The organism is Lentilactobacillus curieae, assembly GCF_000785105.2.
GTDB classification, from domain to species: Bacteria; Bacillota; Bacilli; order Lactobacillales; family Lactobacillaceae; genus Lentilactobacillus; species Lentilactobacillus curieae.
Map to the genome: position 1 here is coordinate 585152 of NZ_CP018906.1, position 26368 is coordinate 611519.

A 26368-nucleotide genomic window follows, 5' to 3' on the forward strand; every position below is an offset into this window, starting at 1 on the left:
CACTATATACTCAAGATGGTCAAAAGACCAAGTGATTTAAAGGAGGTTTGATAATGGCAAAGGTTGCAATTGTAACCGGTGGTGGTCAAGGAATTGGTGAAGGTATCGTCCGCCAATTAGCCAAGGATGGGTTCACTGTCGGGGTGGCTGACTTAAACGAAGAAAACGCTAAGAAAGTCGCCGAAGATGTTGGTAATAACTCACGCGGATATTTTGTTGATGTCGCAGAGAAACAGAGTTTAGTTGATTTAGTTACTCGAGTAGCCTCAGACTTAGGTGACCTCAATGTTATGATCAATAACGCCGGAATTGCTAAAATTGGCCAAATCACTGAAACTAGTGAAGCCGATTTATCACAAATCTTAGACGTTAACATCAAGGGAGCATTTTTTGGTATTCAAGCCGCTGCCGACCAAATGAAGACACAGGGACACGGTGGAAAGATTATCAATGCTTGTTCCATTGCAGGTCACGAAGGTTTTGAACTTCTCGGTGCATACTCCGCTACAAAATTCGCAGTTCGTGGTTTAACACAAGTTGCGGCAAAAGAGTTGGCCAAAGACCAAATCACGGTCAATGCTTACTGCCCTGGCATTGTTTTGACCCCAATGTGGGATCAAATCGACGCTGAAATGGCTAAAATCTACAATGTTCCGATTGGAGCTAGTCTTCAAAAGAACATTGACTCAATTGCACTTGGTCGCGGTGAAAAGCCTGCAGACGTGGCCAACTTAGTATCTTTCTTATCAGATGAAAAATCGAATTACATCACCGGACAATCAATAATCGTCGATGGTGGAATCAATTATTCATAACCTCTTTATTAATACCCTTAATTCCATTTTTGATATTCTCCCCGATCCCCAAGTTGCCCTCCCACAGTAACTTGGGGATTTATTGTAAACAAAAAGCGTGATCCCCTCTCTCGAGTGGTTCACGCTTTTTCGCCTATATTAGCTTTCTGACGCTCCAGTTGACGCATCAACCTCTGGCTTTGCAGCGGCTGGTGTACTTGGCTTTGGTGCAGCCTTTGGAGTCTCAGTTACTTCTTTTGGTTGAATACCTTCAGTAGCGGTATTGTTACCTGAGTTAAGCAGGTCACCAATTTCGATGCCACCTTCGTCAGCGACTGGCGCTTGTTCAACTGCAGGTGCGGCTGGAGTTGCGTCACTTTCTGAAGCTCCGGTAGAAGCATCTGCTTGTGGAGCAGCACTTGCTGAGCTTCCGTGTGAAGAAGCCCCAGTAACTGCATCCAATCCAATAATTGGTGATGTTGGCCGTTTATTTTCATCAACAACTAGCTTTTGACCAGTTGAATCTAAGTAGTACTTAATGATTGGCATGATGTCAACGACCCACTCGTTAACTCCCCGATAACGACCATTTTCATCGTGCATCCCTTTATAGTAATGCATAATGTGCTTGTCTGGGCCGTTACCCGGAACAGGCATTGCCACCAAGTCAGAATCGCCAGTCCGTAAAGCATGAATAACTTGCTTAACGTGCTTTACAGCGCGGTCAGGGTGAACTGATGATAATGGATCACCCGCTTGACCTGGACGACGTGGTGCCAACATCTTAGCAGTTGGAGTGTTCTTGTTGTAGTAGATGAACTGGTTGTTGTCATCAGCATAAGTCAACTCAACTGGCATTGTGTTCAAGAAGTAGTTAAGTTGATCAACAGTTAAAATCCCACGATCCAACTTAACGTAAGTACTTCCATCGACAGCATGAACCCGAACAGCGGCCTTTTCAACCCACTCATCATCGTTCATGTCGACACCTTCGATAGTGGTGTTAACCTTACCTTTAGCTTCAAGGTCCTCGTCATCAGCAGTCATTGTATCTGGAGCATCAAACAAATCGATAACCTTAACGTACTTCAAGAATTTATGAAGCAGCTTTTCCAAGAAACCAATTGTTCGCGCATCCTTCAAGTTACCTTCTGCATCAAAGGCTTCTTTTGCGTTAGAAAGAAGGAACTCATCACCAGGCATAACAACAGCATTGATTCCTGGTGATTCCAAAATTTGTTTTAAATGAAGTTGAGCTCTAGCTGACCCTTGGCTGTGGTATGATGCACCAACGATCCAGACTGGTTTGCCTTCAAATGGATGCAAATTGTATGACAACCATTCAATCATGTTCTTCATTGCTGCAGGAACAGTATGGTTGTGTTCTGGAGTTGCCAAAATTACCCCTTGGGCACTAGCAATCTTTTGGTATACTCGTTGAACTTCTGGGCTCTCACTTTGATCCTTATCTGGGTTAAATACAGGAAGGTCACTAATATCAACCAATTCGATTTCTGCTAAACCAGCATACTTCTTAGCAATAAACTTCAATAAATCGCGATTATATGATTGTTCGCCGATTGAACCAGCGATTCCAACTAATTTCATCATTAATGTTCAGCCTGCCTTTCAGTTCCTTCGACACCGTAGTCAACATGCATTTCGTTTTTCCGGCGTTCATCATCCGCATAGGTATGTTTAAGTTTACCAGTTACATCTGTAAAGGTCATGAAATCTTCGAACAAGGCGTCTAAACGTTCATTTTGACTCTCGTCCAACAGGTCTCCATTTTGATCAAATGCGTTAAGTGAATGACCTAATAAGAACTCAGAACTTGGCATAATTCTGGCTTCAATTTCTGGTGAATCCAAAATTTGGCGAAGTTGAGCTTGGGCACGAGAAGTTCCCAAGTTACCAAATGAAGCTCCAGTGATCATAACCGGTTTGTCCATTAATGGATGGATTCCGTATGATAACCAAGCAAGCGCACTTGAAAGGATTGCTGGGATACTGTGATCCCATTCAGGAGTGGCGATAATTACGCCAGCAGCGGCATCGATTTTTGCGGCCATTTCTTTAGCTTGATCTGGAATTACCATTCCGCGGGTCTTTTGGAAAATTGGTAAGCCATCGACCTCCATCAAGTCAATTTCTGCCTCACCTTTATACCGTTGTTGCATATATTCCAAAAGTTGGCGATTTGTGGACCGATCAGCGTTTGACCCCACAATTGCAACAATTTTTTTCATAATTTTATTCCTCTTCCTAACTCTTTTCATCTTAAACAATGGCTTACCACATACCGATTAACTTCATCCAGAGTGAACCTACACCAACCCAGACAACTAGGTAGAAGATTCCCATTAAGGCGTTCATCGACCACCACTTGTTTTGAGTAACGTATCCTGAACCAAACAAGATTGGTGAAGGACCACTACCATAGTGAGTAGTTGATGCGAACAAGTTACCGAAGAAACCAAGCATCAATGCAGCAAGCATTGGTGGAACTCCGGCAGATAGAGCAACGGCAAGCAAAGCACTGTACATTGCACTAACGTGAGCAGTAGCACTAGCAAACAAGTAGTGACTGTAGAAGTAAGCCAAGATGATGATTACCAAAGCGATAATCCAGTTGAAGCCCTTCATATCATCTGAAATTGTCTTACTTAACCAAGGAATAAATCCAAGGGTGTTCAATTGAGTTGCCATCATAACAAGAACTGAGAACCAAGTTAAAGTATTCCAAGCACCAGTTTCGTGAGTAACGTCGCTCCATGATAGAACGCCGAATACCAACAGTAATGACAAAGCAATAAATGCAGTAACAGTTGCGTCAATGTGAATAACACTACCAGCTACCCAAAGAACCAGCGCTACGATAAATACTGCTGTCATAGCTTTTTCGGGTTTGCTCATTGGACCCATGTCTGACAATTGTCCTTCTGCCCATTCACGAGCATTAGGTGTTTCTTTAATTTCAGGTGGGTAAATCTTGTAGATAATAAATGGAACTAAAATCAATGAAATCAGTCCAGGAACTAAGGCTGATAAGAACCAACCCATCCAGCTAATGTGGACACCTAGTGACTTAGCTAATGATTGTGCCAATGGGTTTCCGGCCATAGCGGTCATAAACATTGCTGAAGTAATAATGTTTCCTTGGAATTCTGAGTAAAGTAAGAATGATCCGATTTTACGTTGGGTACCATCCTTAGGGCTTGAACCAAATGATTCAGCCAATGAATTAATGATTGGATACATGATCCCACCGGCACGGGCAGTGTTACTTGGAGTGGCAGGTGCCAACACCAAATCAACCCCGATCAATGAGTATGCCAATCCTAAAGTCTTACGACCAAACATCTTAACAAATTGGAAGGCAATTCGTCTTCCGAGCCCGGTTTTAATAAAACCACGGGAAATAAAGAATGCCATTACGATCAACCAAATACTTCCGTTACCAAATCCGGTAATGGCGGTATCGATTGGGACTACGCCAGATAATACTGTAATGGTGAAACCAATAATTGCAACCCCACCAATGGGGAGTGGTTGGGTGATACACCCAATAATTGTTGCCACGAAAATGGCAAACATATGCCAGCCGGCCATTGAAACACTGTCCGGTTTAATTGGTGAAGCAAACCATAAGATCAGCCCAACCAAAACTGGCGCTATGAATTTTTTATAATCAACTTTTTCTAAGCTCATCAGCTTTCCTCTTCTCGTATCTCGGTACTAGTTCAAATAATTAAATACTTGTTGACCCGCTTGGCGACCAAAAATCACAGTTTCCGCAATCGAGTTCCCACCGATTCGGTTATTACCGTGAAGGCCCCCAACGATTTCTCCACAGGCATAAAGTCCTGGGATAACTTGGTCATCATCAGTCAATACTTCAGTTTCCTTATTGATACCAACGCCACCCATAGTGTAGTGAACAGCTGGAGCAATGTGGATAGTGTAGAATGGGCCATCTTCAATCGAGCGGTCCATTCCAGTCGTTCTACCAAACTCAGTATCGTTATGGTCAGCGACTGCCTTGTTCCAAGTAGCCACTGTTTCAGCCAATGCCTTACCATCAAGACCAGTCTTGTCAGCAACTTCTTCCACGGTGTTACCTGTGTTTACCAACCCGATTGAGTCGTAAAATTCAACGGCTTTAACTCGGTCACGGATTGCCTTACCAAATACAAGGTAGGCGCCGCCTTCGTTCAAACCATCAATGGCATTAGAAACTGTCTTTCTAGTGTCCAATTCGTTGATGAATCGCTTGCCAGACTTGTTAACCAAGATGGCACCTTCACCACGAACAGCTTCCCCGATTAGGTAAGCATGAGCGTTGTCTTGTTGAACAGTTGGGTGAACTTGGATTTGGTCCATGTCGACCACTTTGGCACCCAATTCTTCTGCCAAACGAATTCCGTCTCCGGTTGCACCAACTTGGTTAGTTGTCTTGTAGCCCTTCAAGTCAGGACGGTACTTAACTAACATGTCTTGGTTAGCACCGAAACCACCAGTAGCCAAAATAATTGCCTTGGCAGCAATGTGCTTTGCTTCGCCATTGGCAGTTACCTTCATACCGGCAACCTTGCCATCGCTATCCTTTTCAAGTTCGTTAACCTTAACACCTGCAAATAGAGGAATTTCTAGCTCTTGAATTTGCTTTAATAATTCAGTTACCAAGAAGGCACCGATTGGAGCCATTGATGCTGGACGATGAGTTCTCATCTTGCTCATCCCACCAGTGATGGTAATGTCATCCAAACGGATGCCGTGGTCAGCTAACCAATCGATTGAAAGTGCAGCGTGATCAGTGAAGTATCTTAATAGTTCAGTGTTGTTCATCCTGCCACCACCGACATAAGTTTCTTCAAAGAAATCTTCATAGCTATCAACCACGTTGTGCTTAAGTTGAACCAAAGTTTCAGCGGCATTCATCCCTGATGATGCTCGAGTTGAGTTACCACCTAACTTGTCCATCTTCTCCAAGATGATTGGGTTCAATCCCAATTCTTTGGCTTGGATGGCACTGGTCAAACCAGCAGCACCTGAACCAATCACAACTAGGTCATAACTATCTTTTAGTTCGCTGACATCAGTCAGTCTGAATTTAAACTTGTCTGCCATTGTTTTGCTCCTTCGTTTTGGTAATTCGCACCAATCGTCTTATTTGTCGTAATTAGTCATGTCGATTGGCACAACCCATGCGTCAAATTGTTCTTCAGTAATTTCGCCAGACTTCAATGCTGCTTCTTTCAATGTAGTACCGTCTTTTTGGGCTTGTTGAGCTATTACAGCACTGTCGTGGTAACCAATGTGTGGTGACAATGCAGTAACGGTCATCAATGAGTTTTCAACTAACTCTTCCATTCTTTCAGCGTTAACTGTCATGCCGGCAATCATCTTGTCAGCAAAGCCAATTTCAGTACCTGCCAATAATTCAGCTGATTCAAGGAATGCACTGATTAATACTGGTTTGTAAACGTTCATTTCAAAGTTACCTTGGCTTGATGCAATATCAACAGTTACGTCGTTACCCATAACACGGGCAGCTGCCATTGTGATTGCTTCTGCTTGGGTTGGGTTAACCTTACCAGGCATGATTGATGAACCAGGTTCGTTAGCTGGTAAGTTTAATTCACCATATCCGGCACGAGGACCACTACCTAAGAAACGAACATCGTTAGCAATCTTCATTAAATCACTTGCTAGTGTCTTGAAGGCACCGTGAACAACGTTTAGTCCAGAGTGATGTGAAAGGCCATAGAACTTGTTTGATTCTGAAGTGAACTTAATGCCGTAGATTTCAGTCATCTTTTCAGCGATGATTTTTGAGAAATGAGGGGCGGCGTTCAAACCAGTTCCAACAGCAGTACCACCCATTGCTAATTCGCCAAGGGTTGGTGCTAATTGGTTAAGGTATTCCAAATCATGTTCCAAAGCACTCTTCCAACCACTGATTTCTTGACCAAATGTCAATGGCACAGCGTCTTGAAGGTGGGTCCGGCCGATTTTAACAACGTCCCAGTACTTCTTTTGTTTCTTATCTAATTCGTCGATCAAGTGTTGAGTTGCCTTCTTTAAGTCTTCAACGGCAACTGCTGCAGTAATGTTCATTGCAGTTGGGAAAATATCGTTTGAACTTTGACCATGGTTAACGTCATCGTTTGGCAAGATTTCAATATTAGGATTGATCTTAGCTGCCATGTGAGAAACAACTTCGTTAGTGTTCATGTTAGTTTGAGTACCTGAACCAGTTTGGTAGATAACCAATGGGAAGTCTTTACGCAAGTCTTCGTCACTAAGAGCCAACAAACTATCAATAGCTTCGATAATTAAGTCAGCTTTTTCAGCTGCAATTGCCTTTTCTTCTTTGTTAGCTTGAGCAGCAGCCTTCTTAATTTGAAGCAATGCCTTGATCATTTCCAATGGCATCTTTGAGCCAGTTGGGAAGTTGTTACGGCTACGTTCAGTTTGTGCGCCCCAAAGTGCGTCAGCGGGAATTTGTACGGGGCCTAGAGTGTCTTCTTCAGTACGATATTCTGTCATGATGTATCCTCCTATTTCTGGACAAACGATTAACATTATTTACAAACAAATGATATATTTCACAAGGTGCTATAGTCAACCATTTAGCAATCTATAAAGATTACTTATAACGCCACAACCCCCTTGAACACGGCATTCTTGTTATTCGCCGTTTATGTACACTAGCGATAGCGACCCAGCCAAAGTCGTTGATACCACTACGATTGATCACGATTTCACATCAATATTTAAAAAAATGTGAGCTACTGCCCTCCCATCTAAATTTGCTCAAAAAAATACCCCAAACCGGCAGTTCGACAACTAACAGAATGGAGCACGAAAAAAATTCACTTTTTCTAGTATAGCTAATGTAGGCGGGTGGGTCTAGGAGAAAATGGATAAATCAGACATTTTCTTGGCCACCCTTATATTCCCTAAATTGATACAGCAACAATTCCATAATCACTATCATTGAAACATGTGATGTGATTTCAATTTTCTTGTCGTGAATCTCGTCAGAAAATACGTATAGATTATAATCGCTTAGATTTTGAATACTATTGTTGTTAGCCCCCGTCACTGAAACGAGGGAAGCAAAGTCACACTGGTTTTTGATAACCTGAATAATCCGGATCAGCTCTTGGTCATCCCCCGAATAACTCATCACAAACACAAGGTCATCCTTACCAATATTTCGGTAGGCCAACTTCCGTTGCTCAAAATTTTTAGGAAAGACTACCAGAAATCCTTCTAGGGTATACAAGTATTCAACGTACTCTGCCGCATACTTGCTGAATCCCTTCGCAAAGATAAAGATTTTTGGTCGGTTCATCATCAGTTCACAGAGGGAGTTCAGTTTGTTATCGTCCAAAACCCTGACGGTTTCCTCAATATTCTTGAGGTATTCTTCGCGGTAATCAGATTGCTTCATGTCAAAGGTAGCAGTAGCTGCTGGCTTTTCTTGGTCATTTAAAACTGTATATTTGATCACAGTCGTAAATTCACTATAACCAGAAAAACCAATTTTACGGACAAACCTTAGGAACGTGGTTGTGGACACAAAACACGCCGCAGCAACTTCCCGAATGTTTTGGTTATGGATCTCGTTCATGTGCTTAATAACGTAATCCAAAATTTCATATTCATTTTTAGTTAGTTTCTCAATGTTTGGATTAATTATTTCAAAAAAATTCATACTGGATCCCCTTATTTCGGAATGCTAGCTACGATTGAATGGATATTTCCCCCACCGAGTAACAACTCTCGGCAATAGATAGGGATAATCTTATGGTCTGGGAACAGCTCACTAAACGTTTTAATGGCCACAGCATCCTGTTCATCATTAAACGTTGGCAGGATGACCGCCCCATTAACAATGTAAAAGTTAACATAAGAGGCTACCAATCGATCCCCAGGATACCTAGGCAATAAGCCATTAACCGGATCGACCCCTTCACTTTCACCATCGCTAGCGTACATTGGTGAAGGAATTTGGATTTTATGAATCTTCAACCGGTTACCGTTTGCGTCAGTAGCAGCCTCTAAAGTCTGCAATGCTGCCCGTGAAATCTGGTACTGTGGATCATTCTCATCATCAGTCCACGTCAACACGACCTCACCTGGTTTAACAAACCGAACCATGTTGTCAATGTCACCGTTGGTTTCATCCATATAGTAACCCTGTTCAATCCAAATAATCTGTTTTACGTTCAAATAGTCCTTCAACAGTTGCTCAACGGCTTCCTTTTGAACCACGCCATTACGCCCTTCTGACATAACTGACTCTTCCGTCAAGATCAGTGTCCCTTGACCATCAGTTACAAAACCACAGCCTTCGAGCACAAAGTCATTGTGATAATAGTCAATCCGGTTAAGTTCACACACTTTTTTGGATACCAGATTGTCTTGGTCCCATGGGAAATAGAGCCCATCAAACAAGCCACCCCAGGCGTTAAACTCCCAGTCGATTGCCCGTATATTCGTGCCATTCTTCAAAAAAGTTGGTCCTAAATCCCGAAAGAAAGCATCGTTGTAACTCATCTCGACTACCCGAACATTGGTATTCTCAAACACACTGTGAGCGTGTTGATATTGCGATCGGTTAACCAACATTGTTACTGGTTCGACTTCACTAATGTGTTTAGCAATCTCTGCGTAAACTTTTTGTGCCGGCTTACCCCCTTCACGCCAGTTATCCGGTCTCATTGGCCACAACATATATGACTCAGAATGTTGATTCCATTCGGGTGCTAGGTGGTAATTATCCTGTTTTGGAACTGTCCCTTTGATTTCCATTTCATTTCACCCCGTTGATATTTAAATCATACCATTAATTATGCAAAAAGAATCGGGCTTTTGGCGACCCGATTCTTTCTAAAGTTCTAGTTTTTAACCGTTTCACTAACTGCGTGAATGATGGTTCCCTCAGTTCCCTTGATGATGTCTTTAACATCTTCTAGGTCGCCGATTACGGCTGGGTTGCCAGTTGCATTGACAAAGTCAACAGCTGCCTGAACCTTAGGAAGCATGCTTCCCTTTGCAAACTCATCGTTAGCAATGTGTTCTTCGATTTCACTTACGGCAACGTCGTGAAGTTCAACTTCATCTGGCTTGCCAAAGTTATAGAAGACTCCGCCAACTGATGTCAGAATGATCAGCTTGTCGGCATCAACTAGCTGAGCAATCTTCGAGGCACTAAAGTCCTTGTCAATTACGGCTTCTTTACCAACTAACTTGCCATCTTTGCGAACAACGGGGATTCCGCCACCACCAGAAACGATGGGAACGATTCCTGCGTCAACCACAGTCCGAATTGCTGAGTACTCATTGATTTCAACTGGTTTTGGTGAAGGAACAACTCTTCGGTAACCACGGCCAGCATCTTCCATCAAATTCCAATCAGGATGTTCTGCCCGAATTTCAGCTACTTGGTTTTCTTTATAGAAAGGTCCAATGGGCTTTGAAGGGTTAGAAAATGCAGGGTCATCGTCATCAACGATTGTCTGGGTAATGATTGCCATTACGTCCTTGTTGATTCCGCGTTTTGCCAACGCTTCCTTCATTGCGTTTTGGAACCAGTAGCCAATGCTACCTTGAGTCATTGCCCCACAAGTATCCAATGGCATTGCGGGATTTTCAGTTGAATCCGAGTTGATTTGCTGGAGTAACAAGTTCCCAACTTGGGGACCGTTTCCGTGGGTAATGATCAACTGATCACCATTTTCCACAAAGTTTACTAATTGTTCAACGGTTTCTTCAACCGCTTTTCTTTGTGCTTGTGCAGAAGCATCCTTTGAAAGAATTGCGTTTCCACCCAAAGCGACTACGATTTTTGCCATACTTACCTACACCTCTATTTGCCCAGCGGAACTTGTTGGGTGATGCAGTGAATGTTTCCACCACCAAGGAGGATTTCACGTGCATAAACACCAACGATTTCACGGTCTGGATATAGTCTTTGTAACGTTTCTTTAGCTTTTTGGTCCATTGGATCGTTAAATTCAGGATAGATGATTGCGCCGTTTGCAGTGTAGTAATTTACATAGCTAGCTGCCAATCTGTCGCCTTCTTGGCGAGGAAGGGTTCCGTCGACTGCGTCAACGCCTTCACTTTCTTCCTTAGTGATTTTAACTGGGGTTGGTAAGTAAATCTTCTCAACCTGAATCTTACGGCCTTGAGCGTCAGTTGCGTTTGATAAAATATCATAATTTTCTTTTGAAATGGCGTATTGAGGATCGTTCTCATCGTCAGTCCAAGCAAGGGCAACTACCCCTGGACGGACAAAGTTTGCAATGTTGTCAACGTGACCATTAGTTTCGTCATTGTAAATCCCGTTCTTCAACCAAATGACCTTATCAAGGTTCAAGTATTCTTTAAGAATGCTTTCGATTTGGTCCTTTGAAAGTTGTGAGTTACGGCCATCTGAGAGCAAGCACTCTTCAGTGGTAATCAATGTTCCTTCACCATCAACGTGGATTGAACCACCTTCAAGGATGAAGTCATCTAAGCGGTAACGGTCGGCATGTTCTAATTCGGTGATCTTTTGGGCAACACGGTCATCCTTATCCCATGGGAAGTAAAGGCCATCAACCAGGCCACCCCAAGCATTGAAAGTCCAGTCGACTCCCCGAATTTCACCATCGTCGTTGGTAACAAACGATGGACCACAGTCTCGAACCCAAGAGTCATCGTTTGAAATTTCTACAACTTCAACATCGTCTGGCAACATGTGGCGTGCATTTTCGTATTGTGCATCTGAAACCCCAACAGTTACGTGTTCAAATTTTGAAATTGCCTTAGCCACGTTTACAAATGTATGTTGGGCTGGCTTGCCTCCATTTCTCCAGTTGTCAGGACGTTCTGGCCAAAGAATGTAGACGCCTTTATGAGGTTCAAACTCGCCGGGCATTCTGAAGCCGTCTTTTTTAGGAGATGATTGTAAAGTGTTCATATCTAGTTCGCTCCTTTGTCATGCGCTATTTTTGAATCAACTTTTGGTTGTTGAATTTTATCTTGCTTTTCTGAATGAGCAATGCAGATTTCGCCAATGATTACCGTGATGATCGTTCCAATCAGAATTGGGCCTTTGTCGTTGATTTCACTTGCTGAGCCGTTTAGAGGGATAGCTGTAAAAATCAAAGTGATAATCAGTAAGGTAACTGGAATCCAAGTCATAAGGTTAATCATGAACTTGTTGCCAGGAACTCTAAATGGTCTTTCAGTATTAGGGTCATCTTTTCTGAGTTTCCAGAATGCTGGGAACATCAAGATGTAAGAGCCTAGCAAGGCCACCACGTTAAGTGAGAAGAAGGCCCAGAACAAGTCGGGATTTGGAATCAATGGGGCTGCAATTACTAGTACTGCGGCAATCACACCATTCAGTACGGTTGCTCCAGTAGGCATTTCTGTCTTCTTATTAATCTTACCAAAGATACTTGGTAAATCATGGTTCTTGGCTGCGTATGAAGCAACATAGTTAACTCCGGCTGACCAGGAGATCAGGTTGGCAGCTAATGTGTACATGAATAAGAAGGCGATTAAAACAACGAACCAGTTGTGTTGACCAACTAAGAGAAGAATTGAGTCCATCAATCCACCTGATGCTGATAAACTGCTTGCTGGAATTGCGACACCCATTCCAAATGCTGCAAAGACATAGAAGAAGGCAATCAGAATTCCACCCCAGATAATGGCTTGGGGAATTTGTTTCTTAGGGTTTGGCATGTCACTGGCCATCGTTGTAACGACCTCAAATCCAAGGAAGTTAAATAGGATAACTGAGATGTAGCTCAAACTCTTTAAGTCAAACTTAGGTAACATGGTTGAAACTGTGAACTTGCTGGCAACCCCTTTAGTGACCGCCACGTAAATTCCCAAAATACCTAAACTCATGATAATTACAATCTTGGCAATCGCAGCTAAGTTAAGGATCCACTTGCTGTCTGCGATTGGATAGCAACAAATCAACGTGATTACTGCGATAAAGATAAGTTGAATCGCCACGTTTGTCCACGTGCCCATCTTAACCTGGAAGGTTTGTTCAATCACTCCAGTGAATAGGACGGCCAAACTCGCCATCCAGATTGGAAAGTTGATCCAGTAGAGCCAGGCAGCACGCCCGCCCCACTTTTTACCAAATGCTTTTCTTACCCAGTCATAGATTCCACCATCATCATCATAAGTGGTTCCGAGTTCAGCGGAAATCAATCCGTATGGTAAGAAGAAAAGAATCAATAACGCTATCCACCAAAAGAATTGTGATGGTCCAATTGCTGCTGCAGGGGCGACCGATTCAACAACCAGTACGACTACGACAGCCATTAAAACTGCATCAAACAGTCTAAATTTTTTCTTTTCCATTATTTTCACCCCTAGTTGAGGAATCGAATCGCCTCACATTAGAATGTGGAGTTATCAACTCTTTCTAATAGCATTTGTTTCAAAGTAGGATCGTTTAATCCGTCTAATTCTGATTCAGTGTAGTTCATTGTTGGTGTCATCAAGTAAACAAGTAATGCTCTCATGGCAGTCAAACGGTTTTCGGCCTCATCCCAAGCGATTGATGCTGGTGAGTCGATTACGCTATCAGTAACTTCTTCGCCACGGTTAGCTGGCAAGCAGTGCATGAACATTGCGTGTGGAGCAGCCTTTGCCATTAATTCGTCGTTTACTTGGTACTTAGGGAAGAAGATCTTCATTCTTTCGTCGTATGAAAGTGGTGCTTCATACAAGCCATACCATACGTCGGTGTAAACAAAGTCTGCATCCTTCATTGCTTCGTCAGCATCTTCAGTGATGGTGATTGTTGAGCCTGACTTTTCAGCGTTCTTCTTGGCGATTGCCAATTGTTTTTCGGGGACTTGGAAGCCTTCTGGGCCAAATTGAACGAAGTCCATACCCATCTTAGAAGCCATGAACATCATTGATACACAAACTTGAGTTGCGTCACCAACGAAGACTACTTTACAGTCGCTAAGGCGTTTGCCTGAAGGTAAGTGTTCTGCCATGGTGATGATGTCGCCCATTTCTTGGGTTGGATGGTTGTAATCACTCATACCGTTAAGAACTGGAACAGTTGCAGTTTGAGCAAGCTTTTCAACAGTTTCGTGCTTGGCAACCCGAGCCATCAAGATGTCTACTAAACGTGAAAGAACAATTGCTGTGTCACCTAATGATTCGCTTTCAGCACTTCCTAAATGAATTTGACCTGGTGCAAGGTATTGAGCATGACCACCAAGTTGAGTCATTGCAGTTTCGAATGAAACTCGAGTTCTAGTTGATGATTCTTCGAAGATCATTCCTAATGTTCTGTGTGAAAGTAAATCTGGGTAGTTCCCATCTTTGATATCCTTCTTGATTTGGATACCTAATTTGATCATGTATTGGATTTCTTCTTTGGTGTATTCGTTAGTATCGATAAAGTCGCGTTTCATAATGAGCATCTCCTAAAATTTTTATTTTTTGGTTGTTCAGAAATTCTCGAGTATTTCTTTATGGCTTAAATATAAATTATGTAAGCGCTAAAATCTAGTCATATCAACGGCTTTGACGCTTTTTGGTGGGGTTAGGATTTTGTTCCAAATCGCGGAACATGTTCCACCTGCCTATTAAGTTGAGCGTTTAACTATGATTAAACAAAAAAATCACGACCTGAGAAGGTCGTGATTGGGGAGAGGTATGTGAGTTTTGTTACATGATTTCCACACCAAACATCGTTATCAACAAACTTGCCTGGTACGCATTGATTTTAAGCCCTTTTAACCTAGTTGGATCAACTACCAAATCATTGAACGTGGCTGTACTTAAGTCGACACCCTTCAAGTTAGTATCTAGAAAATCAATACCGTCAACCACACAGTTATCGAACTTCAGTCCTTTGACCACTTTGACGTCTTGAAATGATGACTCGATTAGGTCACAATCGATGAATTTGCTTTGCTCAATCTTGGTTTCACTGAAGTTTGAGTACAGTAACTTGCAGTTTGCGAACTTGGTTTTCAACAACTTGGTTCCTACAGAAAAATCCGTTCCCGTCATTAAAGATCCCGTAAACTCGCAGTCCACAAAATAGCTACGGTGGAACGTCTTATTGGGTAGCGAGCAATTGATGAACTTGACGTCAGTCCAATCAACACCGTCAAAGTCGTCCTGTTCAAACGCACAATGGTTGAAAACAACGTCTTGGACCATCGTCTTTTCGTTGGCTGGGCTAAAGGTACAATCTTGGTACTCGTTATCAGCTTCGATATCATCGAATGAAAGGTGCTCGTTAGTGTACGTCATGCAGTGAATTCTCCTTTAATTTTTCTTCCCTAAAACTACCCTTGATGTAAATACAGCCAGGCAAACTCCTAGCGCTAAAGGAAGTAGCGCCGAATAGTTTAGGTGACAAACTTCAAATATCATAAACAGTGCCATGAATGGCGCTTGCTGTGATGCCGCTAAAAACGAAACGGCACCCAGTAGGCCCGTCTCCCAAAGCGGAATTCCAGGGCCAAAGCTGTTTAAAATCAATCCAAACACAACTCCGACAACCGCACCAATCGCGATTGACGGTGTCAAAGTTCCGCCTGATGCACCGGCCCGTAGTGACAAGACAGTAACCACCGCCTTCACCGCAGCACCAATTATCAATACTTCGAGAATAAACTTTGGATTCGTTGATGCAAAAGCGGTTTGTGCTAAAGCACGACCGTTTCCCATTACCTCAGGAAACTTAATTGCTGTAATCGCGGTAATCAGTGCAACTAATGGCAATTGCCAAAGAATCTTGTTATCCCTAGTCTGGTGAGCATTAGCGTAACTAAATAACTTGCGGAACCCGCCACCTAACAAGCCACACACTGGCGCAATTAGTAAAACTACTGCCGTACTGATGAGCGAAAAGTTATCATGCCCCACCCCGTAGTATGGCTGAAATCCCTTTTCAATCGAGCCAACCAACATCGCTTCAATCGACATCGTGACACTGACGAGAATTGCCCGTTGGTCAACCCGTTTTAGTAGCAACTCAAGGCTGAACATCGTCCCTGTAATCGGGGCAATATAAACTCCAGCAAATCCTGCCCCAGCTGCTGCAGCAATTAACAATCTTCTGTCATCGTCTGACAGTTCAAGATTAGTAAACTTTTTCAATAGTCGTTGCCAAGTCTGTGACAACATTGCCCCCAATTCACGAGGAGCCAATTCACGACCAACAGAGCCACCGGCACTAACGAAAAAGATTTGCGTCAGCACGTGGACGAAGGTGGTTCCAACTGGCATGTCCTTGCCAGCTATCCCCTGGTTGATTGATACCGTTGACTTCATCTTGGTTCTGACAAGCCACCAAACAAGCGTCGCAACGATTCCCCCAACTAAAATGGAAATAAATCTTGTGCCAGCACCCGATACCCAAGCAACTGGGGCCCACGTAGTTTCATGGTAGTGCAGAAATAGTTCTTCTATTAAATTAAAAAATAGGCTCAAAAGCATTGAGCCAAGCCCTACCAAGAAACCAAGAACGATGGTGGAGATGATGAGGGCGGTGTTTTTTGAGGAGTTAAGCATGTGTGGTGTGTCCTTTTAATTAATTTTCTTCAAAGTAATAATCATCTAATGCATAAGTCTTTATTGGGGTAATATGTAATTCATATTTTTGAACCAAATCAGCTAATGTTTGGCCATCAATTAAAGTAACTGTATTATTTCCTTGTCTAGCCTTTTTAATGGCTTGAGCAGTAAATTGACTGGTAGTTACAAAGATACCATATTCGGCATTAAATCCGTCCATGACTCCTTTAAATTTATCAATTTCTGGTTCTGAAACCGAGTTGTCCGTATACCGCTTGCATTGAATTGCAACCCTACTAGTTCTAAATTCATCAGAAGTGAAGTACCCAAAACCATCAATACCATGATCGCCAGATTTAACAATACCTCGCTCTTTATCAATTTGAACTCCCATTTTATTGATTAATAATCTAGAGAAACTTTCAAATTTAGCTGGAGAGAATTTCTTCAAACAATCTAGTAGTTCTGACTTCCATTTAGTTGAACTAACGTCTTCAGCGTCACTACTATCTACAGATTCGGGTTCATCTAAATGAACCGTTTCTTTCTCTGCTGCTTTTCGTTCCTTATTAAGTTGATGCTTTTTATCCCAGTATTCCGAAACCTTACTTTCAATTTCATGAGTTGGAAAACTAGACATATCAAAATCGCGGCCAACTTTAGTCAAAACCAAGTCAACTCCCCGTTGAGCACCTTCAATAAATCCTGCTGCTACCAATCCCTGAATTCCAAAGTTAAAATCAAACATAAATGGACTATATTTATTACCACTCTTTGCAGTTACCTGTCCAAAAACATCTTCTTCAGTAAAATCATCGATACTGTTACTAGCTATCTCTGCTCTAACTTGCTTTCTTGATGCAGAACCACCTAAGTTTCGCAAAGCTAAAACAATTGCTTTTATGGTGTCTCGACGTTCATACTTGTTAGCCATTTCTTCACCCCATAATATTGCATTAACAAACTAAATATCAGAATAATTCTTGTATTTAAAAAAATCCTAACTTATAAGACTATATTATCACGACCACCCAAAAGTCCGATCTCATTAATAAGGTTCTTGAGTAGTCAAAACAACTCATGACTGTCCATTTACCTTTTATATTGATTCATAAAAATAGGAGAAGCCATTAAAGGCTCCTCCCCAAAAGTATATTTGATTGATTTAAGAGGTTAGATAACTAGTAAGTAGTAATTATTACTTCATCAACTTTACCTCTCCCACTGCCTTTAGAATTGATGGCTCGACTAGCTTGAACCCTGTTAATAGTAAAAATACTATCCGAATACAATTCTTCAATCAGGGGAACATCTGCATTGGAAAGCATAACTTTTACCCCACGATTATGAAGTTCAATTGCAGTATCCCTTAATTGTTCTTGCTGCAACAAACCGAAGCCGTTTGAAGTATAACTTGTAAATGAAGATGTTGGACTCACGGGGATATAAGGCGGATCAAAATAGACAAAATCATTTGACACTGCCTCAGAAACTGCCGCTCTGTAATCACCGCTAGTTATCTTAACATCATTCTCGTTAAGATAACTACTAACTTTTTCTAATGATGGCGAAATTATCTTAGGATTACTATACCTTCCATACGGAACATTGTTTTGACCCTTTGAATTTACACGCCAAAGCCCATTAAACCCAGTTTTATTCATAAAAATAAACCTTGCAGCTCTTTCGACAGGAGTCATTTCAGCAATTCTTCCATCCCTATCAGCAGATCTAAGGTTAAGATAATAATCTTTAGAATTGTTTTTTTTATGAACTTCTAACAACTTAATTAAATCATTTGGAAAATCTTTTACTACCTTCCAAACATTTACTAATTCTTCGTTCCAGTCATTAATAACAGCGCGTTCAGGCTGTAATGACAGCAAGAGTGCTCCACCACCAATGAATGGCTCATAGTAGGTTGAATAGTGTGAAGGAGCATATTCCTTCAGAAATCGAACAATTTGACGTTTCCCACCGACCCACTTAATGAATGGGGTCAAAACCTCACTTTTTGAAAGCTTAACTATATCAGTATCTAAAACATCAGAAAGTTTACTTACATATTCCTGCTTCCAATTACTAATCTCTTTATCTTTTATCGAAGCTAGCGTGGTATATGGAATGTCAGCGGCATTTGCTAATTCCTTTAGGTTATACCCATACTCCTTGCCAATTTCTTTAATATTCATCGCAGTCTCTTTTCGTATTTAATAACAACATTTTATATCATAATACTAAATACCACAACGTAGATTTATTTTTATTTTTCTACCAACTCACTAAGATACCCATTTTTTGCCATAGTGACATTGATAATATTTGGAATGATTGCAAAAGCTTCTTCCATAGGATTTTTTGCAGTATCCCACCCAGGGCCGTCACTAATCCAAACAAAGTTTACGTTTTTTGCATTCTTAAAGTTAACGCTGTAAAGATCACTAAATTCACCAGCCACAGCTTTTAGTTTAGAACCACCAGAACCATAAAAGTTAGTTTCAATGATTGTCACTGTCTCAGTTAAATCATTATATATTGCTCCATCATATCGACGACCACCCTTATTTTTTGATGGAGTAACCTCTGGTACAAGGATGCCCCATTGATTAAACATTTGTACTTGTGTAGGTTGCAATAGATAATGTAAACTTTCATCTCCACTAACTACCCTCTCAAGTAATGTCGCAAGGATTCTTTCGTTCTGCTGTCCACTACGATTTTTTCTGCCGTTACTATCTAGGCCTACTTGTACACCCAAAACATAATCTACAAGTGATTCATTAAGTTCTTTTTCTAAGAAGTTTAATAAACCTGAATCTTTCATAAAGTTTAGATATAAATCAATTTTACTAATGTCGGGATTCAAAAAATCTATAAGTGAATGAGACATCTCATTATCAGCATCAACAATTAAAACATCTAAGGTCATATCTCGACTAGCTATTAACAATGGAATGGTTTTTATTAAGTTAGGTTGCTCTAAAAAGAGTTTTCTAGCCTCTTCCGCTATATTTTCTTTACCAACTAAGTAATTCAGTGTATTTAATGATACTTCGTATGATGCAATATGCTTATTAGCATTTTCCCACTTAACCCAATACGAAGGCGTTCTATTTGTGGTCAATCTTGTCTTCATAAAGTACTGAAACTTGTTTACTGGAGACATCCCCATATATTCTGCAAAATCTATAATATCTTTCCAACCCTTTCGTTTTCAATATCAATAACTCTATTTTTAGCTATTGATAAATAACTTTCTGATTCATCTACTCCTATTACCTTCATTCCAAGCATTTTTCCAGCAACTGCTGTTGTTCCAGAGCCGACAAAGGGATCTAAAATAATCATATTTGTGTTTGCACTAGCCTTTAATATCCTCAGCATTAACGACAATGGCTTTTGAGTTGGGTGCTTTCCAAATCTCTTTTCCAACTTACTAATTGTAGACGTCGTCCAAACATCCTTCATTTGTTTGCCCCCATTGATAGCTCTCATTTCATCGTAGTTAAACAGCTGTTTGCCGCCTTGCTTTTTTGCCCAAAGAATGGTTTCCGTTGAGTGCGTAAACATTCTACGACTCAAATTTGGTGCTGGATTAGACTTTTGCCAGGTAACATTATTTAAAATTTTAAATCCTAGCTTAGGTAACAGGTAGCCTATTGTGTATATATTGTGCATTGTTCCAAAAATCCACAGAGTACCATTATCCTTTAAAACTCTAAATGATTCTTCAAGAAAACTCGAATAAAATTGTTCGGAATCAACCAGGTTTGGATCATCCCACGATCCCTTATTGACACTAACTTTTTTACCCCCACTATTTGAAAAGCCACCATTACTTAAAAAATAAGGTGGATCAGTTACTATCAAGTCTATAGATTTATCTGGTAATTTTTTCAAATAATCAAAACTATCTCCCAATATGTATTTAACATTTTGGTCTTTATAAAATTCTTTCATCGTAATCCTCCAAATCGCGTTTATACAGTTAATTACGATCTATATCCTAATTACCTAGATTTAATTTATACTTTATTTGAGTGTATTACCATAATTCATAGGATAATGCCTAGCTTGTGAGCATTGATAATAGAGTTATTACTTTTTATTCTTACCTACCACCTCCTTTAATGAAACAATATGAAAGTAGCAGGTATCCCTTAATTAGCATACTTTACCTTTATCAACAATTCATCTTCATCCCTTTTAAATCCATAGAAATCATTTAATTGCTTTTCAAACCTTTTTTTAAACTTATCTGTGGTTCTAGTTCCTATTAATGGCAGAAAATCCTGAACAAGATAATCAAACTTAATTTCATTGGAATTTCTAAACACCCGTACCCATTCATGAACTTTTAACATAAGGTCACTATTTGTTTGATCTAGCAATATAAATGGCGAGCCCGAAACTATAAGATGTGAATTTTTTTGTAATAATACCTGTAGTAATTCTTTATCTACTTCGTTAAATAAAATAATCGGTCTAGTCTTAATACCCTGGACGATTGTCATTTCTTCGACTCTAAAATTTTCTATCAATTCACTAGTCAGCTTTGCTGAGCTGACTTCTACTTTTGGACTATAATTATTACCGGTGAAATTTCTGAATACCCTTTTAAATAAGCTTAGCTTCTTCTCGTCTGTACCATTAGCTTCAATTTTTGTATCTCTAATTGCTTTCAATCGTTCTTTTATTGAAAACCGATACTCAAAAGTTAATTCTTGCCAAAATTCAATTTGATATAAGGGGGGCAACTTTGAAATTCTTCTTACAAACCCGTCATTTAAGTTTAACGAATCAATCATTAATTTCTTTTGGTTTATACTTATTTCATTACCTGGAATATCCACCCTTTGGCGTAAATATTCCGCAACATTTTTCATCACAAAGTTAATGTCATCATCCATTCCCAAAAATTCTAAATCAGTCCTAAGAACCTCTCCGTTATGAAGATGAATAACATCTAATCCACAGCTCTGAAAAGCTTGTCGGATTCTCTTAGAATGTATAATAATTTCTGGAAATACAACCTCAGCTGCTTGCTCATTATTCTTAACTGCGTCTAATAAGTTGTTAAAAGATAGTTCTTCCTTTTCATCAAAGACACTTTTACCTATCTCAGTGTTTTGTTTATAAGATTTATAATCACGCTTTGGTTCTTCTGGTTTATTATGATTTGCTTCCAGCACTTCTTCAACCGTCATTTCTAAAACATCATCATTTAATGGAACTATTCCAATACCTTGTAATTGATTGAATATCCTCGTATCAGCACTAAAAAATACTCTGAACAGGTTACTGACAATAATTCCATTAAAATAATCGCTGCTCTCAACGCCAGACTTTTCAAGAAAGTATCTAATCTCATTTGGCAAAACCAGATCTTTAAATGTATTAAAATTTGGTTTAACTGCTTTAAAAATTGTGAAGTAATCATCAAATTGTTCAATGTTTTTATAAAATACATCTGTTGGTGTGTTAGTTATTACTTCAAATCCCCTTAAAGCAAACTCCATAACCAACCTATGAAAAAATGTATTATCCTTTTGATAAACCTGATTCAATTTTGTAAGTGGGATTCTTACTTCGCTTTTATAGCACAGCAATTTTAAATTAATGTCATATTCATTGATAAACTTATGTAAATTGGGGCTATTAATTGAATCAACGTTAGTTGGACACCTAACATAACCTACTATCATATTCTTCCCTCTCTAGTTGTAACTCTAAATGTTGTGTAAAATTTCACAGTAATAATTAAGTATACAGGAATTGTTACCATAATAAAACCGTGCTATAAAAATGTGAAAATACACTTAATCTAGTTACATTTCTATCACGTGCCGTCAATAAACATAAAAAGATAGTGTTGAGACATAAGTCTATCCATAACTGTTGCAGGCGGATGGGTCAAAATAAATTTATATTTTTAAATTTATCCCAATTGATTTTTAATATCATATACAATTAACCTAACTACAAAACCGGAGGTAATCCCCTTGCAAACCATCTACTTTAACCACGACGGTAACGTCGACGACCTTGTTTCATTGCTGCTAATTCTCCAATTCCCTAACACTAAGATTATTGGTGTTAGTGCGGTTGGTGCAGACTCTTACGTTGAGCCATCTGTTTCCGCATCTCGCAAAATCATTGATCTATTTGGTCATCAAGATGATTTAGAAGTCGCAATGTCAAACTCCCGCGCAGTTAACCAATTTCCAAAAGACTGGCGCTTAAGCACATTCTCTTTTGATGATTTTCCAATTCTTAACGAATCTGGCCAAGTCAAAACACCGCAGGCTAAGCAACCCGCACATTTGGATATGCTTGAAAAAATCAAAGCTAGTGAAGAGAAGGTCACTCTTGTAATGACTGGTCCGCTAACTGATTTAGCTAGAGCAATCGAAATCGATCCAACGGTCACTGATAACATTGATGAACTTTTCTGGATGGGTGGTTCAATGACCACTGACGGAAACGTTTCGGAACCTGGCCATGACGGCTCCGCTGAATGGAACGCATTCTGGGATCCAGAGGCAGTTAAAACCGTCTGGGACTCCAACTTAAAAATCACGGTTGTTAGTTTAGATAGTACCAACCAAGTACCGTTGACTCCTGAACTTAGAAAACGCTGGGCAAGGAAACGCCAATACCCCGCAATTGATTTGATTGGAATGGGCTACTCACTAGTTCACTCATTTGAAGCAGATTCCACTTACTACCTTTGGGACGTGTTGACCACGTTGGTAAGCAAGTACCCTGAATTGGTTGAATCAAAACAAATCAAGTCAGACGTGGTCGTTGACGGACCATCTGCTGGAAAAACCTACATCACCGAATCCGGTCGTGAAGTTACCTTCGTGACGAGTGTTCATGCGGATGAGTTCTTTGATAAGATGGATGAGTTGGCGAAGAGTGCGACAAAGTAAGTAACAGATGTTATAAGAAAAACCACTTCAAAATGAAGTGGTTTTTACTTTAAAAAATATAATTATTCGCGAATTTCAGCTTCGTCTTTAACTCGTTTAAACTTAATATCTGTGTCAACAGCTTTGAAATGTTTTTCACCGGAAATGATTTTTTCTCGTTCATGTGGCCTTAACTGCTCGTCACTAACATTACCTTTTGTTTCAACAATAAAGTAAAGATGTTGTTCATTATCTTCTTCATAAAGTAATGCCCAATCTGGATTGTATGGCCCAAGTGGTGTGCGAATCTTAAACCAATCTGGCAGTTTTATGTAAAACTTCACATAGTCATCCATCTCGGCTTTTTTAGCAAATTCTTTTTCAATCGCCGAGTCGGTCACAATGTAGTCATACACAGTTTTGTGCTTAGTCTCATCAACTTTTACAGAATTACCATTGTCTCCTAAATATGCACTGAGCGTTTCAGTTGTGAATAATGTTTGCTCATATTCATCATCCGTACGGGTATATTCAATACCATCAACAATTAGCTGATTTTTAATAGCATTTATAATTTTAGCTGCTTGGTTCATATAGGCTAATGGGTTGTTAATAAAGCTATCCAAATTATTTACAGATTTTAATATCGAAACAAGGGTTTTTCGCGTTAAATTAGTTTCATTCTGTAAAAATGTTATAATATCTGGCAACTTATATGCACCAGGAGTCTCCGCTTTTACATTACTTTCGCTAGTCTCCTTTGCTTTCACACCAGCATCACTCATTTGAACCATACCCTTATTATAAAGGTAGGTTCCTCGGCGGGTTTGAATAGAGTTTATTCCTTCTAGCGACTCGTTTCCATTAATGGCAAAATCTATTAGCTTATTTGAATCAAAGTTAATTTTATATGTCGTCTTGTATTTGATCTTATTCCATAGCTCTAAGAAGTCCTCCGTTAATGCTTCTTTTACAACTTTGACTTCAACCTTATCCCTAGCATCTTTAATATCAAGACTCTTGACCTTAGACTTAACAACATCCAATATTTTTGAACCAAGTTCTGAAAACTCTTCGGGAATTTCTAACTCCTGGTCGGCAATCGCTTCCTTCATTTTATCCGTTGCATGACCGGATGAACTTATATAATCCTCATCTTTAAAGAAATTGAAAAGTTGCTCTGATTTTTTCTTTCCAAAGATTTGCAAATCTTCAGTTACGTTGTCATAAGATTCAATAATGGTAGTAAAGCTATCCTTATCAAATACTCCAAAGACAACTCCCTCTTCTTCGTATTCCTTCTGAAGTCCTTCAGCAAATTCTTTATAGCTCTCATTAGCCATAACAGTTAAGGTATTCACTTGAAATCCTGGAACCCGCTGGCCTTCTTCATTAACTGCAATACGTAATCCACGACCAATCTTCTGCCGTTTTGTAATCGTATCCTTAGTCTCAATCAAAGTTGCAATCTGAAATACATTTGGATTATCCCATCCTTCTTTTAGTGCTGAATGAGAGAAAATAAACCTGATTTTATTGGCCTTATCCGTATGATGCTTCTCTTCATCATAGAAAGTTAACAGTCCTTCTTTATTCTTCATTATCATTTCATAGGTTGATTCATCCGCTTGAGAATCGCCCTTAGTATTTTTTAGCTTCCCTTTTTTATCAACAGAAAAGTAACCATCATGAACTTCAGAAGCTGGAACGTTAACATCATTTAATACTTTATACTTCGGCAACCGAATTAACTTATTATATTGTTCCTCAAATATTCGTGCATATCTACCAGGAGTCGCATTTCCGTTATCATCATATACACGATAGTTTTCAACCTTATCCAAGAAAAATAGACTCAGAACCTTAATACGTTGGCCAGATTGTTTAAACTGTAATTCTTTATTCAAATGTTCTTCAATCGTTTTTGAAATTTGATTACGTTTCACCACTTCATCTTCCAAAGTGGCAGATTCCAGTGTTATTTTGTCCGGCGTGCCAGAAAAATATACTGACTCCAATCCCGGTGTAGCATCAATATCTTGGATGAATCCAACCTCTTCATATGCTTGAAGCTTGGTCTTAGTGAACATGTCATCCCCTGCTTTGAAACTCAAAATTTTCTTATCAGCATCCTTACTCGTTTTTTTATATACCTCAATTCTAGCTGTTATTCCGTTTTTACCCGTCTTAACATCAATCAGCTTCATATGAGCACGATTGCCATCTTCGTCCATTGAAATACTAGCTACTTCAATTTGCTTAACTAACTGCTTATCATAAGCTTCAACTGCACCGAGTTGATAAACTTTTGGGTAAGAACCATCACGATGAGTAGCTGAATAACGAAATCCCGCCGATGGATTTAAACTAGTAAGTGCACCTTTTGCCAAGACAGTATTATCTACTGACTGTGGCTCATCAATAATGACAATCGGCCGAGTTTCCGCAATTAAATCAATTGGACGTGCTCCCGCGAGTTGATCATTTTCGCGATTCATAACGTTCGTATCCTTATTAAACGCCTGAATCGTTGTAACCATTATGTCGATTGTAGTTGCTGATGCAAATGACCTAACACGGTCAAGTTTGCTACTATCAAACATAAATAAGTCGTAAGCTACACCATTGTACTGATTCTTAAAGAATTCTTTTGTAATTTGGAAGGTCTTAAGGACACCTTCCCTAATTGCAACACTTGGTACAACAATAACAAATTTCGTAAACCCATATTTTTTATTCATTTCAAGAATAGTCTTCAAATATACAAATGTTTTGCCTGTTCCCGTCTCCATCTCAATATTGAATTGGGGAAAGTTTTTATTGTTTCCAAATAAATTATCACTTGGAACAATACCGTTCAAAATTTGTACTTTGTTAACATTTTTTAACATTTGCTCTTCGTTAATAATTATACGATTTCCAACCCCGATACCATCACTCGCAAACAACGTTCCTTGAGGGTCGCTGTTTGTGATAGTAAAATTAGATTCTTTTATTGTCTGGCCTTCAAACACACGTACTGCACTATTCACAGCATCGGTTTGAAAATCAAGAGTATCAAATTGTATTTTCAAGTGT

Annotated in this window: 21 protein-coding genes; 2 read left to right on the forward strand and 19 right to left on the reverse strand. The window is 39.9% G+C overall.

Annotation, left to right across the window (positions count from 1 at the left end; translation table 11 throughout):
• Window positions 1-53: 53 nt before the first annotated feature.
• Window positions 54-815, forward strand: a complete 762-nt coding sequence (locus PL11_RS02920) for an acetoin reductase (RefSeq protein ID WP_035166248.1) — start codon at window positions 54-56, stop codon at window positions 813-815.
• Between the two features lie 138 nt (window positions 816-953).
• Here the strand turns inward: PL11_RS02920 and PL11_RS02925 are convergent, their stop codons facing one another.
• The 18 genes from PL11_RS02925 to PL11_RS03010 form a co-directional block, all read right to left on the reverse strand.
• On the reverse strand, window positions 954-2402 hold the full coding sequence (locus PL11_RS02925) for an NADPH-dependent oxidoreductase (protein ID WP_078256975.1): 1449 nt from the start codon (window positions 2400-2402) through the stop codon (window positions 954-956).
• Between the two features lie 2 nt (window positions 2403-2404).
• Window positions 2405-3043: an NADPH-dependent FMN reductase gene (locus PL11_RS02930; RefSeq protein ID WP_052127723.1), complete on the reverse strand. Its 639-nt coding sequence runs from the start codon at window positions 3041-3043 to the stop codon at window positions 2405-2407.
• A gap of 43 nt (window positions 3044-3086) precedes the next feature.
• On the reverse strand, window positions 3087-4508 hold the full coding sequence (locus PL11_RS02935) for an anion permease (protein WP_191982093.1): 1422 nt from the start codon (window positions 4506-4508) through the stop codon (window positions 3087-3089).
• 24 nt (window positions 4509-4532) lie between these two features.
• A complete protein-coding gene (locus tag PL11_RS02940) occupies window positions 4533-5924 on the reverse strand; it encodes a flavocytochrome c (RefSeq protein WP_035166251.1) in 1392 nt (463 codons plus the stop codon).
• Window positions 5925-5963: 39 nt separating this feature from the next.
• Window positions 5964-7346 carry a class II fumarate hydratase gene (locus PL11_RS02945; protein WP_035166253.1) on the reverse strand — a complete coding sequence of 461 codons (1383 nt, stop codon included), beginning with the start codon at window positions 7344-7346 and terminating at the stop codon, window positions 5964-5966.
• A gap of 382 nt (window positions 7347-7728) precedes the next feature.
• The gene (locus PL11_RS02950) at window positions 7729-8520 is read right to left on the reverse strand and encodes a MurR/RpiR family transcriptional regulator (RefSeq protein ID WP_035166255.1); all 792 of its coding nucleotides are present in this window, start codon (window positions 8518-8520) and stop codon (window positions 7729-7731) included.
• Between the two features lie 11 nt (window positions 8521-8531).
• The gene (gene aguA / locus PL11_RS02955; protein WP_035166257.1) at window positions 8532-9620 is read right to left on the reverse strand and encodes an agmatine deiminase; all 1089 of its coding nucleotides are present in this window, start codon (window positions 9618-9620) and stop codon (window positions 8532-8534) included.
• Window positions 9621-9706: 86 nt separating this feature from the next.
• The gene (arcC, locus tag PL11_RS02960) at window positions 9707-10663 is read right to left on the reverse strand and encodes a carbamate kinase (RefSeq protein ID WP_035166258.1); all 957 of its coding nucleotides are present in this window, start codon (window positions 10661-10663) and stop codon (window positions 9707-9709) included.
• A gap of 14 nt (window positions 10664-10677) precedes the next feature.
• Window positions 10678-11775, reverse strand: coding sequence for an agmatine deiminase (gene aguA / locus PL11_RS02965; RefSeq protein ID WP_035166259.1), 1098 nt, complete (start codon window positions 11773-11775; stop codon window positions 10678-10680).
• 2 nt (window positions 11776-11777) lie between these two features.
• Window positions 11778-13187 carry an APC family permease gene (locus PL11_RS02970; protein ID WP_078256976.1) on the reverse strand — a complete coding sequence of 470 codons (1410 nt, stop codon included), beginning with the start codon at window positions 13185-13187 and terminating at the stop codon, window positions 11778-11780.
• Between the two features lie 35 nt (window positions 13188-13222).
• Window positions 13223-14257 carry a putrescine carbamoyltransferase gene (gene ptcA / locus PL11_RS02975; protein ID WP_035166261.1) on the reverse strand — a complete coding sequence of 345 codons (1035 nt, stop codon included), beginning with the start codon at window positions 14255-14257 and terminating at the stop codon, window positions 13223-13225.
• 256 nt (window positions 14258-14513) lie between these two features.
• The gene (locus PL11_RS02980; protein ID WP_035166262.1) at window positions 14514-15107 is read right to left on the reverse strand and encodes a pentapeptide repeat-containing protein; all 594 of its coding nucleotides are present in this window, start codon (window positions 15105-15107) and stop codon (window positions 14514-14516) included.
• A gap of 15 nt (window positions 15108-15122) precedes the next feature.
• Entirely contained in the window at window positions 15123-16373 is a 1251-nt protein-coding gene (locus PL11_RS02985; RefSeq protein WP_035166263.1) for a chloride channel protein, read from the reverse strand.
• A 19-nt stretch (window positions 16374-16392) separates the two neighbouring features.
• Window positions 16393-17310, reverse strand: a complete 918-nt coding sequence (locus tag PL11_RS02990) for a restriction endonuclease (protein WP_035166264.1) — start codon at window positions 17308-17310, stop codon at window positions 16393-16395.
• A gap of 247 nt (window positions 17311-17557) precedes the next feature.
• A complete protein-coding gene (locus PL11_RS02995) occupies window positions 17558-18568 on the reverse strand; it encodes a Dam family site-specific DNA-(adenine-N6)-methyltransferase (RefSeq protein ID WP_078256903.1) in 1011 nt (336 codons plus the stop codon).
• Window positions 18569-18639: 71 nt separating this feature from the next.
• Entirely contained in the window at window positions 18640-19548 is a 909-nt protein-coding gene (locus tag PL11_RS03000) for a type II restriction endonuclease (protein WP_257787909.1), read from the reverse strand.
• Between the two features lie 14 nt (window positions 19549-19562).
• Entirely contained in the window at window positions 19563-20336 is a 774-nt protein-coding gene (locus PL11_RS03005; protein WP_035166266.1) for a DNA-methyltransferase, read from the reverse strand.
• 200 nt (window positions 20337-20536) lie between these two features.
• A complete protein-coding gene (locus PL11_RS03010; protein WP_035166268.1) occupies window positions 20537-22081 on the reverse strand; it encodes a hypothetical protein in 1545 nt (514 codons plus the stop codon).
• A 297-nt stretch (window positions 22082-22378) separates the two neighbouring features.
• Here PL11_RS03010 and PL11_RS03015 point away from each other — a divergent pair, with 297 nt between their 5' ends.
• Complete coding sequence (locus PL11_RS03015; protein ID WP_035166269.1) at window positions 22379-23311, forward strand: nucleoside hydrolase; 933 nt, start codon at window positions 22379-22381, stop codon at window positions 23309-23311.
• A gap of 62 nt (window positions 23312-23373) precedes the next feature.
• Here PL11_RS03015 and PL11_RS03020 read toward each other — a convergent pair whose 3' ends face one another.
• Window positions 23374-26364, reverse strand: coding sequence for a restriction endonuclease (locus PL11_RS03020; protein WP_035166271.1), 2991 nt, complete (start codon window positions 26362-26364; stop codon window positions 23374-23376).
• Window positions 26365-26368 lie beyond the last annotated feature (4 nt).

Bases quoted from the DNA above. Each gene is read 5' to 3' on its own strand.
- PL11_RS02920 (WP_035166248.1), top strand. From the start codon at position 54: ATGGCAAAGGTTGCAATTGTAACCGGTGGTGGTCAAGGAATTGGTGAA.
- PL11_RS02925 (WP_078256975.1), bottom strand. From the start codon at position 2,402: ATGAAATTAGTTGGAATCGCTGGTTCAATCGGCGAACAATCATATAAT.
- PL11_RS02930 (WP_052127723.1), bottom strand. From the start codon at position 3,043: ATGAAAAAAATTGTTGCAATTGTGGGGTCAAACGCTGATCGGTCCACA.
- PL11_RS02940 (WP_035166251.1), bottom strand. From the start codon at position 5,924: ATGGCAGACAAGTTTAAATTCAGACTGACTGATGTCAGCGAACTAAAA.
- PL11_RS02945 (WP_035166253.1), bottom strand. From the start codon at position 7,346: ATGACAGAATATCGTACTGAAGAAGACACTCTAGGCCCCGTACAAATT.
- PL11_RS02950 (WP_035166255.1), bottom strand. From the start codon at position 8,520: ATGAATTTTTTTGAAATAATTAATCCAAACATTGAGAAACTAACTAAA.
- aguA (WP_035166257.1), bottom strand. From the start codon at position 9,620: ATGGAAATCAAAGGGACAGTTCCAAAACAGGATAATTACCACCTAGCA.
- arcC (WP_035166258.1), bottom strand. From the start codon at position 10,663: ATGGCAAAAATCGTAGTCGCTTTGGGTGGAAACGCAATTCTTTCAAAG.
- aguA (WP_035166259.1), bottom strand. From the start codon at position 11,775: ATGAACACTTTACAATCATCTCCTAAAAAAGACGGCTTCAGAATGCCC.
- ptcA (WP_035166261.1), bottom strand. From the start codon at position 14,257: ATGAAACGCGACTTTATCGATACTAACGAATACACCAAAGAAGAAATC.
- PL11_RS02980 (WP_035166262.1), bottom strand. From the start codon at position 15,107: ATGACGTACACTAACGAGCACCTTTCATTCGATGATATCGAAGCTGAT.
- PL11_RS02985 (WP_035166263.1), bottom strand. From the start codon at position 16,373: ATGCTTAACTCCTCAAAAAACACCGCCCTCATCATCTCCACCATCGTT.
- PL11_RS02990 (WP_035166264.1), bottom strand. From the start codon at position 17,310: ATGGCTAACAAGTATGAACGTCGAGACACCATAAAAGCAATTGTTTTA.
- PL11_RS02995 (WP_078256903.1), bottom strand. From the start codon at position 18,568: ATGAATATTAAAGAAATTGGCAAGGAGTATGGGTATAACCTAAAGGAA.
- PL11_RS03000 (WP_257787909.1), bottom strand. From the start codon at position 19,548: ATGGGGATGTCTCCAGTAAACAAGTTTCAGTACTTTATGAAGACAAGA.
- PL11_RS03005 (WP_035166266.1), bottom strand. From the start codon at position 20,336: ATGAAAGAATTTTATAAAGACCAAAATGTTAAATACATATTGGGAGAT.
- PL11_RS03010 (WP_035166268.1), bottom strand. From the start codon at position 22,081: ATGATAGTAGGTTATGTTAGGTGTCCAACTAACGTTGATTCAATTAAT.